The sequence below is a fragment of the Flavobacterium enshiense genome (assembly GCF_040750275.1).
GTDB lineage: Bacteria > Bacteroidota > Bacteroidia > Flavobacteriales > Flavobacteriaceae > Flavobacterium > Flavobacterium enshiense_B.
This window is the reverse complement of sequence record NZ_JBDOCV010000005.1, coordinates 324,374-338,499: the sequence shown is the minus strand read 5'-3', so window position 1 is coordinate 338,499 and position 14,126 is coordinate 324,374. Positions and strand designations below refer to the sequence as shown.

At 39.0% G+C, this 14,126-nt stretch carries 13 protein-coding genes; 9 read left to right on the top strand and 4 right to left on the bottom strand.

Annotated features, from left to right (window positions below):
- Positions 1-2: 2 nt before the first annotated feature.
- The gene (locus ABGT15_RS10720) at positions 3-641 is read left to right on the top strand and encodes a hypothetical protein (RefSeq protein WP_367231419.1); all 639 of its coding nucleotides are present in this window, start codon (positions 3-5) and stop codon (positions 639-641) included.
- Here the strand turns inward: ABGT15_RS10720 and ABGT15_RS10715 are convergent.
- Complete coding sequence (locus tag ABGT15_RS10715; RefSeq protein ID WP_367231418.1) at positions 638-988, bottom strand: hypothetical protein; 351 nt, start codon at positions 986-988, stop codon at positions 638-640. The genes ABGT15_RS10720 and ABGT15_RS10715 overlap by 4 nt on opposite strands.
- A 23-nt stretch (positions 989-1,011) precedes the next feature.
- The gene (locus tag ABGT15_RS10710) at positions 1,012-1,986 is read right to left on the bottom strand and encodes a polyprenyl synthetase family protein (RefSeq protein WP_367231417.1); all 975 of its coding nucleotides are present in this window, start codon (positions 1,984-1,986) and stop codon (positions 1,012-1,014) included.
- A 132-nt stretch (positions 1,987-2,118) separates the two neighbouring features.
- Here ABGT15_RS10710 and ABGT15_RS10705 point away from each other — a divergent pair, with 132 nt between their 5' ends.
- From ABGT15_RS10705 to ABGT15_RS10685, 5 genes are all read left to right on the top strand, one after another.
- A complete protein-coding gene (locus tag ABGT15_RS10705) occupies positions 2,119-3,213 on the top strand; it encodes an MBL fold metallo-hydrolase (protein ID WP_367231416.1) in 1,095 nt (364 codons plus the stop codon).
- Between the two features lie 140 nt (positions 3,214-3,353).
- A complete protein-coding gene (locus ABGT15_RS10700) occupies positions 3,354-3,950 on the top strand; it encodes a TetR/AcrR family transcriptional regulator (RefSeq protein ID WP_367231415.1) in 597 nt (198 codons plus the stop codon).
- The gene (locus ABGT15_RS10695; RefSeq protein ID WP_367231414.1) at positions 3,950-5,287 is read left to right on the top strand and encodes a TolC family protein; all 1,338 of its coding nucleotides are present in this window, start codon (positions 3,950-3,952) and stop codon (positions 5,285-5,287) included. Before ABGT15_RS10700 ends, ABGT15_RS10695 begins: the two co-directional genes overlap by 1 nt.
- A 7-nt stretch (positions 5,288-5,294) precedes the next feature.
- Complete coding sequence (locus tag ABGT15_RS10690) at positions 5,295-6,368, top strand: efflux RND transporter periplasmic adaptor subunit (protein WP_367231413.1); 1,074 nt, start codon at positions 5,295-5,297, stop codon at positions 6,366-6,368.
- 48 nt (positions 6,369-6,416) lie between these two features.
- Positions 6,417-9,590 carry an efflux RND transporter permease subunit gene (locus ABGT15_RS10685; protein ID WP_367231412.1) on the top strand — a complete coding sequence of 1,058 codons (3,174 nt, stop codon included), beginning with the start codon at positions 6,417-6,419 and terminating at the stop codon, positions 9,588-9,590.
- Between the two features lie 67 nt (positions 9,591-9,657).
- On the opposite strand, the gene ABGT15_RS10680 is transcribed toward ABGT15_RS10685, so the two are convergent.
- Positions 9,658-10,650, bottom strand: coding sequence for a TlpA family protein disulfide reductase (locus ABGT15_RS10680; protein WP_367231411.1), 993 nt, complete (start codon positions 10,648-10,650; stop codon positions 9,658-9,660).
- A gap of 189 nt (positions 10,651-10,839) precedes the next feature.
- Entirely contained in the window at positions 10,840-11,187 is a 348-nt protein-coding gene (locus ABGT15_RS10675) for a toxin-antitoxin system YwqK family antitoxin (protein ID WP_367231410.1), read from the bottom strand.
- A 211-nt stretch (positions 11,188-11,398) separates the two neighbouring features.
- On the opposite strand from ABGT15_RS10675, the gene aspS reads away from it, so the two are divergent.
- The 3 genes from aspS to ABGT15_RS10660 all read left to right on the top strand — a co-directional run bounded on the left by aspS (position 11,399) and on the right by ABGT15_RS10660 (position 14,115).
- Positions 11,399-13,153 (top strand): aspartate--tRNA ligase, encoded by a 1,755-nt coding sequence (gene aspS / locus ABGT15_RS10670; protein ID WP_367231409.1) that lies wholly within the window; start codon positions 11,399-11,401, stop codon positions 13,151-13,153.
- A 167-nt stretch (positions 13,154-13,320) separates the two neighbouring features.
- Positions 13,321-13,521, top strand: a complete 201-nt coding sequence (locus tag ABGT15_RS10665; protein WP_367231408.1) for a cold-shock protein — start codon at positions 13,321-13,323, stop codon at positions 13,519-13,521.
- Positions 13,522-13,749: 228 nt separating this feature from the next.
- Positions 13,750-14,115 (top strand): NADH-quinone oxidoreductase subunit A, encoded by a 366-nt coding sequence (locus ABGT15_RS10660; protein WP_367231407.1) that lies wholly within the window; start codon positions 13,750-13,752, stop codon positions 14,113-14,115.
- Positions 14,116-14,126: the final 11 nt, after the last annotated feature.

Below are 14,126 nucleotides of genomic sequence, written 5' to 3'. Positions count from 1 at the left end.
ATATGAAACAACTTTCTTTTTTCATTTTCTTTTTCCTTTGTATTACAGAATTGGTGGCACAGGAAAACATCATCACTGAAATTCAGGCAGATGTGGACAACGACAAACGAAACGAAAAAATAGTGGTAACCGAACTGGAGGAACAAGGTGAATACGGCAAAATAAGACAGTTGGACATCTATAAATGGCAAAACAAAAAATGGCAAAAAATGGTCACTTCCAGAACGGCTGTTTTAGGCAGTGAAGGTGGTGGAATGATGGGCGACCCTTTTTTCGACAAAAACCTTTCAGTAAAAAACAGCATCATCACCATCGAACACAACGGAGGTTCCAGCTGGAAATGGGGCACCACGCATAAATACCGCTACCAAAACAATCGGTTTGAACTGATTGGTTACAGCACAATTTTCGGAAAACCTTGTGAATACTGGGGTGAGTTTGATTACAATCTTTCCAATGGAAAAATTCATTATAAAAAAGAATACGAAACCTGTGAAGAGGATTATGGAGATCCCGTTATCTCTAAAACGGAAGATGAAACGTTCCGTAAAAAACTAAAAAAACTTCCAACTCTGGAAAACATCAATACTTACGAAATCAAAATCACCAGTCCGAAATTCAAAGAAGAATTGAATTTTTAAAGGCGGTTACGAAACCACACTTTTTGCCATTCCCGCTTTAAAATCAGGAATGTGACCTGCTCGGCCAAATCCACCAAATCGGAGCCGTCCAATTTTTTTACCTGCTCTTCGGATACATCAATGATGTATAGCAAATTTAGGTACTCGGCAAATTTATACTGAATGAGTTTATAAATTTTTTCATGAAGTTGCCGTTTGAGATCGATAGGCGTACTATCGGTTGCAAAATCCACACTCTCGTTGGCAAAAGTAAAATCTTTATTGATTTGCTCCACCAACTTCACATACAGCTCTTCTTTCTGGGCTTCAGAAAGCAGCAAATCGGTATTTAAAGGAGCTATGTACATCTATAAGTTTGAATTCATGAAAACTACACTTTTCTTCCCATCAGGTTTTCACCAAACGTTCGTAAAACCACTTTTTTATCTTCTTCTATCGACATCCGATCAAGCATTTCAAAAGCCTTAAAGGTATAATTTTTTATCGCTTCTCTGGTCACTTCGCTCGATCCGGTAGCATTGAAAAGCTCTTTTACTTTTTCGATTTTATCCGTGCTGTCACTTGGCTGAATCGAAAACAAATGACGCAATTGCTCTTTTACATCCGCATCGGCATATGCAACAGCCTTTAAGTAAAGGTACGTTTTTTTGTTCTCAATAATATCGCCACCCACTTGCTTTCCAAAGGTTTTAGGATCACCGAAAGCATCCAGATAATCATCCTGCAACTGGAACGCAATGCCCAAATTCAGTCCGAAATCATAAATCAGATTGGCATTTTCCTCGGAAGTTTCCGCTACTATGGCGCCCATCTTCATTGCCGCACCCACTAAAACCGCGGTTTTGTATTCAATCATTTTCAGGTATTCCGGAATGGTTACGTCGTCACGGTTTTCAAAATCGACATCCCATTGTTGTCCTTCACAAACTTCCAGCGCGGTTTTACTAAAAAGTTTTGCCAAATCCCGGAAAACGGAAGGTTCATATTGTTCGAAATACTGGTAGGCCAAAATCAGCATGGCATCCCCGGATAAAATTCCGGTGTTGATGTCCCACTTCTCGTGTACGGTTTCATGTCCGCGACGCAAGGGTGCATCATCCATAATATCGTCGTGAATCAGTGAAAAATTGTGAAAAACTTCCACCGCCGTAGCCGCAGCCAGCGCTTTTTTATATTCGCAGTTAAACACTTCCGCAGCCATTAAAGTAAGTACCGGACGGATTCGTTTACCGCCTAACGACAAAATGTATTGAATGGGCTCGTATAAATTTTTAGGTTCTCTGTCTATGGAAATCTGAGAGAAATGATCGGTAATGAACGTCTGATACTGCGAAATGGAATGCATACAACAAATTTTCGGCTAAAGTACTTCAAATTAAACTGTTTTCAAATGTTAATTTATTTATAAAACTTTGGAAACTTTTAAAGTGTTTATAGTTTCCTTTTTACTTTTGTTTTGAAATTAATTCATCGTAAAATGATCACAATCATCATACTAACAGCTATACTTCTCTTAACCGCCATCTGGTTCTTAAGAAGAAACGCTTTCGGAGCAACACCAAAAGGAAACCATCTGGAAAAAATTAAAAATTCACCAAACTATCAGAACGGTGCCTTTCAGAATTTAAGTCCAACGCCGGATTTAACAGATGACGCCACCTATTATTCGGTCATCCAAGAGTTTATTTTTGGCAAAAATGAGCGCAAAAAACCAATAGAAGAAATTCCGGCCATCAAAACCAATCTACACAATTTAGAACCTGAAAAAGACGTACTGATTTGGTTTGGTCATTCCTCCTATTTTATACAATTGGACGGCAAAAAAATTCTCGTTGACCCCGTATTGAGCGCAACAGCTTCACCAGTGAAGTTTACCACAAAAGCCTTTAAAGGAACCAGTGTGTATTCCGCTGATGACATTCCTGCTGTTGATTATTTATTCATCACACACGATCATTGGGATCATCTGGATTATAAAACTGTAAAAAAAATAAAATCTAAAGTTGGAAAAGTAATTTGTGGCCTAGGCACAGGTGCGCATTTGGAACGCTGGGGATTTTCTTCAGATCAAATTATAGAAAAAGACTGGAACGAGAGCTTCTCACCCGACAAAGGATTTACCGTAACCACAGTTCCTGCACGACATTTTTCAGGTCGTGGCCTAAAACGCAATCAGGCGCTTTGGACATCTTTTGCACTAAAGACACCTTCCATGAATATCTTTATTGGCGGCGATAGCGGTTACGACAGCCATTTCGCAAAAGCAGGACAAAACCTTGGCCCATTCGATTTGGCCATTTTAGAAAACGGGCAATACGATAAAAGCTGGAAGTACATTCATATGATGCCCGAAGAAGTTATAAAAGCTGCAAACGACTTAAAAGCAATAAAATTATTTCCGGTGCATTCTTCAAAATTTGCCTTAGCCAATCACGACTGGGATGAACCTCTGACAAAAATCAGTTCACTAAGCCAAGATACTGACCTGCAAACAATAACCCCGAAAATTGGAGAGATTATTTATTTAAAAAAACAACAAAAATTCTCTAATTGGTGGGAGTTTACCACCTAATGGTAAAAAAGATTTCCGGAATCTCCCGAAACAACCCAAAACAGACACTTAACCCGAATGTTAAATAATTGTGAAAACTATGGAAACTATTTTTGTGTTTAAAGTTTCCAAAGTAAATTTGCATCGAATTCTTTATGATTATGAAAGAGAAAATTATGTGCAAAGCCAAAGACATGTTTTTAAAACTAGGTTTTAAAAGCGTGACGATGGACGATATTGCAGGAGAAATGTGCATCTCCAAAAAAACGATCTACAAATATTTCTGCAACAAAGAAATTTTAGTGGAAGAAACCACGGAAAGAATCCATAATGATGTTAATGAAAAAATCAACATTATAACGGAGAAGAATTTCAATGCCATTGAAGAAAACTTTGAAATCCAGAAAATGTTCAAAGAAATGTTCAAATCCTACGACACTTCGCCAGTGTATCAGCTGAAAAAACATTATCCGATGATTTTCGACAAAATACACGCAAAAAGTTTCGAATTCTGCAGTGATAATTTCAAAAAAAACATTGAAAAGGGAATTACAGAAGGCATGTATCGCAAAGAATTGGACATCAAAACAGCGGTAGATTTTTATTACACCTTGATTTTCAACATCAACGAAAACACGGTTTACGAGAAAGATGCTCACGAATTGGAAATAAAAGCACTGGAATATCATACACGAGCCATTGCAACTCCTAAAGGAATAGAAGAACTTGAAAAACATTTACAAAATCCAAATATATAATGAGAAGAATATTCATCACAACCTTAATAGCTTTCGCCTTCTCTGCTCAGGCACAAGACGTCAAAGAGCTTACGCTTAAAGATGCCCTTACATTCGCCTTGGAAAACAAAGCCGATGCAAAAAAAGCCAAATTAAATGTAGAAAACAGTAACCATCAGATTGCCGAAGTACGCGCCATGGCATTACCGCAATTGAGCATAAACGCTGGATTAACATACAATCCTATTTTGCAGCAAAGCGCGTTACCTGGGGAAATCATCAATCGCCCAGGTGAGGTTATAATGGTCCCATTCGGACAGAAATGGAACAGCAACGCTGTCGCCACCTTAACCCAAAACTTATTCAATCAGTCTGTATTTACAGGACTCAAAGCGGCTAAAACTACACGCGATTTTTACACTATCAACCAACAACTGACCGAAGAGCAGTTAATTGAAAAAGTATCCGGCAGCTACTATCAGGTTTATGTAACCAAGCAGCAATTGGCCATCGCAACCAACAATCTCGAAAGCACTAAAAAAGTACGGGACATTATTAAAGGCCAGTTCGAAAACGGATTAGCGAAAAAAATCGATTTGGATCGTATTTCGGTTAAAGTAAGCAACCTTGAAGCGGGGCGCCAGCAATTGACCAATGCTGTCCAACTACAGGAAAACACTTTGAAATTTTTCATCGGAATGCCAATGGAACAGCAAATCAAACTCCCTGAAAACACCTTAGAAGTGACCGCCGAAGCCTTTACCGATAAAGTAGAAAGCAGCAAAAGAACCGAAATGGCTTTACTGAAAAAACAACAACAGCTTTTAACTTTTCAGAAAAAAGCCTATCAGGCAGAATATTACCCTACCCTTTCCCTGAGTGCCAATTACGGTTATCAAGGCTTAGGAAAAGAATTTCCGTGGTTCGCAAAACCGGCAGACGGAGTATATTGGACTGATTTTTCTTCTGTTGGATTGAACCTTCATATTCCTGTTTTCAGTGGATTCGGAACCCGATCCAAAGTCCGTCAAGCGGAAGTAAGCCTGAAAAAAGTGGAAGAAGACATCAAAGACACGGAATTGGCATTAAATTATGGTTTCGAAAATGCTAAAACGCAGATAAACAATAGCATAATCAACATCAAAACACAAAAAGAAAACGCTGATTTGGCCAAAACAGTACTGGAAAACACCAAAAATAATTACATCAACGGCTTGGCTTCCTTAACCGAACTTTTGGATGCCGAAAACGCTTTATCGGAAGCGCAAAATAATTACACAACAGCACAATTGGAATACAAATTAGCTGAAATACAAATCATCAAATCAAAAGGAGAATTAAAAAATTTAGTAAACTAATCAACCAATGAACAAGAAAATAATCACCGGAGTAATCATTTTAGCCTCTTTAGGTTTAATAGGATTCATATTAAGCAAAAACAAAGCGAGCAACGAAGCTAAAACTGCCGTTGTAGCAGAAAATAACGCAACAGTAGTGGTTAAAGTTGATACTGTGAAAACCGAAGCAGTGAATCAGAACTTTACAACCAACGGAACTTTTGCCCCTGCACAGGAACTGAATTTTTCTGCGGAAAAATCCGGAAAAGTAATCAGTATTTTAGTAAAGGAAGGTGACCGTGTAAGCAAAGGACAAACCCTTGCTGTAGTGCGTGGCGATGTTATCAATGTGGAGGCACAAACTGCTAACGCCAATTATCAGAACGCTTTAAGTGACTATAACCGCTTCGAAAGCGCTTATAAAACTGGTGGTGTGACCAAACAACAATTGGATCAGGCCAAAATTAATATGGTGAATGCGAAATCAAGATTAACACAAGCGAACATCAATGTAGGTGACACCAGAATCAAAGCACCATTTAGCGGGATTATCAACAAAAAATATATTGAGGTAGGAACTATTCTTGCCGGTATGCCCCCAACAGAAATGTTCGAAATCGTAGATGTTTCCAAGCTGAAACTAAAAGTTACGGTAAACGAAAACCAAGTAAGCAGCCTAAAAATAGGAAGCCCTGTTAAAGTGACCGCTACAGTTTTCCCGGATAAAGCATTTAACGGAAAAATTACATTCATCGCGCCAAAAGCCGATGCGAGTTTAAACTTCGCCGTGGAAATCGAAATTGCCAACAATCCATCAGGCGACTTGAAAGCCGGAATGTATGGAACTGCAAATTTCGTTCCGACCACAACCGACAAAACACCTTTAATGATCGTACCTAGAACAGCTTTCGTAGGAAGTGTAAGTGCCAACGAAATTTTCGTAGTGGAAAAAGACGGTTCAGCAAAACTGAAAAAAGTAACCGCAGGAAGAATTTTCGGAGAGCAAGTGGAAATCCTTAACGGTTTAGCTAACGGAGACATTGTAATTACCAGCGGACAAATCAACTTAACAGACGGGACAAAAGTTACAGTATTAAAATAAGCGCACTGTCTTGTACCATCAACTCAAAACTTAAGCAGAAAAAAACATATGAAATTAGCGGAAATATCCATTAAACGTCCGTCGCTGGTTGTCGTGCTCTTCACGATATTAACCCTGGGAGGATTGTTTAGCTACGGACTTTTAGGATACGAATTGATCCCGAAATTCGAACAAAACGTAATCAGTATTTCTACCGTTTATCCGGGTGCTTCTCCGGGTGAGGTGGAAAATACCGTAACCAAAAAAATTGAGGATGCGATTTCCTCGATGGAAAACATTAAAAAAATCGAATCGAAATCCTACGAAAGTTTATCGACCATTGCGGTTCAGTTAACCAGTAATGCCGATGCCGACGTAGCATTAAACGATGCTCAACGTAAAGTAAACGCTGTTTTGGGAGATTTACCCGACGATGTAAAACAACCGTCTTTAAGTAAATTCTCGCTGAGTGACTTACCGATTATGACCATCGGTGCCAACGCTAAAATGGACGAAGCAGAGTTTTTCGACTTGATTGATAAAAAAATCAAACCGATTTTATCCCGTGTAAATGGTGTCGCTCAGATCAACCTAGTTGGTGGTCAGGAAAGAGAGATTCAGGTAAACATGGATGCCGATAAAATGAAAGGGTTCGGCTTATCCGTACCTCAAGTGCAACAAGCTGTTTTAGCTTCGAATCTGGATTTCCCTACCGGTAACATTCAGACACGTGAGCAGAAAATCTTGATTCGTCTAGCGGGTAAATATAAAACCGTTGAAGAATTAAGAAACTTGGTAATTGCCAGTGCGAATGGTTCTCAGGTACGTTTAGGTGATGTAGCTGATGTACAGGATGCACAAAAAACTACCGAAAAAATCGCCCGTGTTGATCAGAAAAATGCGATTATCCTTCAGATTATCAAACAATCCGATGCAAATGCTGTAGAAGTAAGTGAACATGTTCAAGCTTTATTAGGGCAATTAAAAACGGATTATGCGAAAGAAAAACTGGAATTAGACATTGCCAACGACAGTTCCGTCTTTACCTTAAATGCAGCCGATGCGGTAATTCACGATTTGATTTTAGCGGTATTGTTGGTAGCCTTGGTGATGTTGTTCTTCTTACACAGTGTGCGTAACTCCTTGATTGTAATGGTTTCCATTCCGGCTTCGTTAATTGCAACGTTTATCGGTTTCGTATTGATGGGCTACACCCTAAACTTGATGAGTTTATTAGGACTTTCATTAGTAGTAGGTATTTTGGTGGATGATGCCATCGTGGTCCTCGAGAACATTTACAGGCACATGGAAATGGGTAAAAACAGGGTACGTGCCGCGTATGATGCCACCGCTGAAATCGGGGGTACCGTAACGTCAATTACCTTAGTAATTGTTGTGGTATTCTTACCGATTGCCATGAGTACCGGATTGGTATCCAACATTATTACACAATTCTGTGTGACCGTAGTAATCTCCACCCTTTTGTCCCTATTATCGTCGTTTACTATTGTACCTTGGTTATCCTCCCGTTTCGGAAAACTAGAACATATTGAAGGAAAGAACCTTTTCGGAAAAACCATTTTGGCTTTCGAAGCGCAATTAACCCGTTTCACGAACTGGGTAACCGATATTTTGGTTTGGTCTTTGGCTAATAAATTTAAAACGTTGGTTATCGTTGTGATTTTATTCTTCAGCTCCTTGTATATGGTAATTGGAGGCTATGTTGGAGGGGAATTCTTTGCCCGTTCCGATGCCGGAGAGTTTTTAGTGCAGATTGAAATGCCGAAAGACGCCTCGTTAGAGCAAACCAACTTCATGACCCAAAAAGCGGAAGCCTTTCTTAAAAAACAAGAAGATGTAACCAATTTAATTACCACCGTTGGTCAAACTTCAGAAGGTTTTTCAGGTTCTCAGGCTACGGCTTACAAATCGGAAATCCGTGTAAAAATGGTGGATCAGGATGAGCGCGAAGACGATTCGTATGTTTATGCCGCGAAAATCAAGCGCAAACTTCAACAGGAATTAGTAGGAGCCAAAATCAAAACCGTAGGTATGAGTATCATGGGTACAGCCGAAGAAGCGCCTTTAGCTTTAGTTGTTACCGGAACCACTCTAGACAGCGCAATGGTATTTGCCAAAGCTGCTGAAAAAGAATTGTACACCATCGCCGGTGCGTCCGAAATTAAATTGTCGGTAGAAACCGGAAACCCGGAAATCAACGTTCAGGTAGACCGTGATAAAATGGCGGCTTTAGGATTGGACTTGCAAACGGTGGGGATGACAATGCAAACGGCTTTCAGTGGTAACACCGACAGTAAATTCCGTGCGGGTGAATACGAGTACGACATCAACTTAAAATACAACGATTTCAACCGTAAAAATATTGACGATGTGAGTAATTTGACGTTCATCAATAAAATGGGACAACAAATTAAACTATCACAATTTGCAACCGTAAAAGAGGGTTCAGGACCGAGTCAGCTGGAACGTCGTGACAAAACCGCTTCGGTAACCATCAAAGGACAAACTGTTGGACGTCCTACTGGAACCGTAGCTGCAGAATGGCAGGCGAAATTCGAAAAACTACACAAACCAACAGGTGTAAACTATGTTTGGGGCGGTGATATGGAAAACCAAACGGAAGGTTTCGGTACTTTAGGTTTTGCTTTGTTGGCTGCCATCGTATTGGTGTATTTGGTAATGGTCGCTTTATACGACAGTTACGTTCACCCATTTGTAGTATTGTTTGCCGTTCCGTTATCATTCATTGGAGCTTTAGTAGCGCTTGGCTTAACGAACAATTCCTTAAACATCTTCACCATTTTAGGTATTATCATGTTGATTGGATTGGTATGTAAGAATGCGATCATGTTAGTTGACTTTACCAACCAACGTATTGCCGCCGGAGAAACCGTACATACGGCCTTAATTCAGGCGAACCACGCACGTTTACGTCCAATCTTGATGACGACTATTGCGATGGTATTCGGTATGTTACCAATTGCTTTAGCTTCCGGAGCCGGTGCGGAATGGAAAAATGGTTTGGCTTGGGTTATTATCGGCGGATTGATTTCCTCGTTATTCTTAACCTTAGTAATCGTTCCGGTAATTTATGACATCATGGAGAAAATAGTTCATAAATTCACCAAAGGAAAAGCAACCAATTACGAAGCTTTAATGGTGGAAGCATACGAACATAAAGAATTGAGTGATGACGGTTTTACCCCGAAACACGAAATGTAATTTTCAATTTAAAGCATAAAAAAACCGCTACATCACAGTAGCGGTTTTTTGTTTTTATAAATACTTCTTATTTCAACAACTTATCAAAAACGGTAGCCAATTCCGGAGACGAAGGTCTTGGAGCATCGGCATTTACCACTTTACCGTTAGGATCAATCAGAATAAATCGTGGAATTCCGGTTACTTTAAAATCCTGCACAAATTTTGAGTTCCAGTCGTTGTCGGCAAAAAGCTGTACACCACCCAATTCTTTGTCTTTGATCATTTTCTTCCATTTTTCCATATCGGTCTGTTTGTCAATAGAAATACTCATGAAAACAATATTCTTATCATGGTATTTTTTTTCAACATCTTTCAAAAAAGGAATCTCGGCACGACAAGGCCCGCACCAAGTTGCCCAAAGATCGATGTACACGTATTTTCCTCTAAAATCTTCCAGTTTGGATTTTCCGCCTTTGTAATTAACATAATCAAATGATGGTGCCAAAGTATTGTTCATTTTCTTGGTCTGTAGCGTTTGATCATACATCATTTTTAACTGACCGTATTTCATTTCCATCTGTTTCTTCTGAAGCGTCACGAAAGCAGTGCTGAGTTTTTTGTCTTCCAAACCCGCTAAATTAGTTTTCAGGATTTCATTGTATTTTGTATTGAAATCCGTTTCGTTGGAAGCCATCAAACCGCCAAAATCCAATTTTTCATCGGCCAAAACCTGCTGGGCTAAAAAATTATTTTCTGGCGAACCACTTCCTTCGTACACAATCGATTCATCAAATTGATTCACATCCATTTTCAATTTCAGATCGTAACCGTTTTTCAAATACAAATCGGTATATTCTTCCCCGACATGAAACTCATACAAACCTTCTTTCACTTTAAGCGTATCCTTAAGAACACCATTGTTGACTGTTAGTTTTTTTACCAATTTCCCTCTGGAAGTAATGACGGCTTCTTTAGGACCGTTGGCAATATTCGCAGAAAAAGTAACATAGTCTTTACTTTGTCCGATGGCAGCAGAAGTCAGCAACAAGGAACCCGCCACTAAAAAAAGTTTTTTCATAAGTGTTGTTTTTATAGTTAAGGCATCAAATATATTTATTTTGTCAGATTTACCATCAATTTAAAAAAATTATTTATCGTTCTAAAACAAGAATGGCTGTCACTACTCTGTAACAGCCATTCCTCTTTAAAAACGGTGGTTTTTTAATCCTACAAACCGATTTAATCTTTTCTCGAAAGCAGACCGTGATTAATTTCGATTTGCCAACCCGTCTTTAGACCATTTTTTTATTTCTGAAATTTTGCTTTTCGAATAATCTACTTCCGCTAAAGTAGCATTGTTCCAGAAAAACCATTTTCCGGTTTTCATTCCACCGGTATATTCTCCAATAGATTGTTTTGATCCGTCTTCATTAAACGCAACCCATTTTCCTTGTAATTTTCCGTTCAAATAGAACCCTTCCTGTTTCACCTGACCGTTATCGTAATAATACGTGGCTTTCACCATTTTTCCGACAATCTCATATTTAGGTTCGATATGTTGTGCAAATAATACTCCCGAAAACAATAACAATCCTGCAAGTAAGTTCTTTTTCATAGCGCTGTTTTTTAATAGGTTATCAATTATACAAACGAAGTTACAATTTAAATTTACATTCACGAAACTTTCACTTAACAATTTCATAACACTGAGCAAAACTTAACATGACAAAGTAAATTCCTACAATTTTTAAATTATGTTTTTAATTAATCGCCTAAGTTTCAAACTCGGAAAATAAAACTTAAATTTGCTCCAAATTTTTTCAAAAATGTACAGAAGTCATAACTGTGGAGCTTTAAATACTTCACACATCAATACAGAAGTTACCCTTGCCGGATGGGTGCAAAAATCACGCGATAAAGGATTCATGATCTGGGTCGATTTACGTGACCGCTATGGCATTACCCAATTAATTTTCGACGAAAGCCGTACCGATAAAACCGTTTTCGAACTAGCCAAAACTTTAGGCCGTGAATTTGTCATTCAGGTAAAAGGAACTGTTATCGAGCGTGAATCGAAAAACCCAAACATGGCAACCGGTGATATCGAGATTCTGGTAACTCAATTAACGGTATTGAATGAAGCCATCACACCTCCATTCACCATCGAAGACGAAACCGACGGCGGTGAAGATATTCGTATGAAGTACCGCTACCTGGACATTCGAAGAAATCCGGTAAAAAACAGCTTGTTGTTCCGCCATAAAGTAGCACAGGAAGTACGTAATTATCTTTCCGCTCAGGATTTTTGCGAAGTGGAAACCCCATATTTGATTAAATCGACTCCGGAAGGTGCCCGCGATTTCGTAGTCCCTTCGCGAATGAATCCAGGACAGTTTTACGCCTTGCCGCAATCGCCACAAACCTTCAAGCAATTGTTAATGGTTGGTGGAATGGACAAATACTTCCAAATCGTAAAATGTTTCCGCGATGAAGATTTACGTGCCGACCGTCAGCCTGAATTTACGCAGATTGACTGTGAAATGGCTTTTGTGGAACAGGAAGACATCTTAAATGTATTCGAAGGTTTAACCAGACACTTATTAAAAGAATTAAAAGGCATCGAAGTAGCCAAATTCCCGAGAATGACCTACGATCACGCCATGAAAACCTACGGAAACGACAAACCGGACATCCGCTTCGGAATGGAATTCGGGGAGTTAAATGCAGTAGCACAACATAAAGATTTCGGTGTATTCAATTCCGCTGAATTGGTAGTCGGAATTGCTGTTCCAGGTGGAGCCGCATATACAAGAAAAGAAATTGATACTTTAATTGATTGGGTAAAACGTCCTCAAGTTGGCGCATCGGGTATGGTATATTGTAAATTAGAAGCAGACGGTAGCTTAAAATCGTCTGTAGATAAATTCTACGATCAGGACGATTTGAAAAAATGGGCTGATGCAACAGGTGCAAAACAAGGCGATATCATTTTCGTTTTATCGGGACCGGCCAACAAAACCCGTGCACAATTAAGTGCTTTGCGTATGGAAGTAGCAACTCGCTTAGGATTGCGTAAACCTGATGAATTTGCACCGCTTTGGGTAGTGGATTTCCCGTTATTGGAATTCGATGAAGAAAGTGGCCGTTATCACGCGATGCACCACCCGTTTACGTCTCCAAAACCGGAAGACATGCATTTGTTAGCCACTGATCCGGGAGCCGTTCGTGCTAATGCTTACGATATGGTTTTGAATGGAAACGAAATCGGAGGAGGATCCATCCGTATTCACGATAAAGAAACCCAACAATTAATGTTCAAATATTTAGGATTTACCGAAGAAGAAGCGAAAAACCAATTCGGCTTCCTAATGGACGCCTTCCAATTCGGAGCACCACCACACGGAGGATTGGCTTTCGGATTGGACCGTTTGGTAGCGATTTTAGGGGGACAAGAAACCATTCGTGACTTCATCGCCTTTCCTAAGAACAACTCCGGAAGAGACGTGATGATTGATGCTCCATCAGCCATTGACAACAAACAACTGGATGAGCTTTTCATAAAACTAAATTTAAATTCATAAATAAAAAACGGCCATTGAGCCGTTTTTTTGTTTTTATAATAAATAATTAACTTTTAGGCAAACTTCTCAAAACTTAAACATTTTTTTTGAAAATTTTTTAGCAAAAACTTGTTTGGTTTAAAAAAAAGTCTATCTTTGGATTATTATTAATTTTTTTTTATTACAAAATGCGCACAGGCAAAGTAAAATTTTTCATTGAATCCAAAGGATATGGATTCATTACAGACGATGAAACAGGAAATGACATTTTCGTTCACGCAACAGGTTTAAATGCCGAAGGTTTAAGCGAAGGAACAAAAGTTTCTTACGTTGAAGAAGAAGGAAGAAAAGGTAAAGTAGCTGCTCAGGTAGCTGTTATCGAAGATTAATATATATTTTTGATTACCTGAATGTACAAACCGCTCCAATTTGGAGCGGTTTTTTTATTAAGAACTTTCTGAAAACTCCTAACAACAAGGTGTTAATTATTTGTAATTAGTCTAAATATGTTTTAACTTTAAAAGAGTGTAAACGCAAAAATCATTAAAAAATTACGTTGCGTATAAATTTAAGGAATGTATATTTGTGAATTCATTTTCTTTTAAGAACGAAAAGACATGCAAACGAACCAAATCGACTACATTCCAATTATCATGCAGCTGCTTTTAGCAACTGGGTTTGTAGGTACTACAATAGTAATTTCAGGGCTTTTAGGCCCTAAAAGACATTCCGCCAACAAAGACAAAAACTTCGAGTGCGGAATTGAGTCCGTAGGAAACGCACGTGTTCCTTTTTCCGTAAAATACTTTTTAGTAGCTATCCTATTTGTTCTTTTTGATGTGGAGGTCATCTTCATGTATCCTTGGGCGGTTAATTTCCGAGAAATGGGCTGGGAAGGCCTAGCAAAAATGGGTGTCTTCATGGGGCTTTTGGTCGTTGGTTTTTACTACGTGATCAAAAAGCGCGGTTTAGAGTGGGAATAAAAAATTAAGAC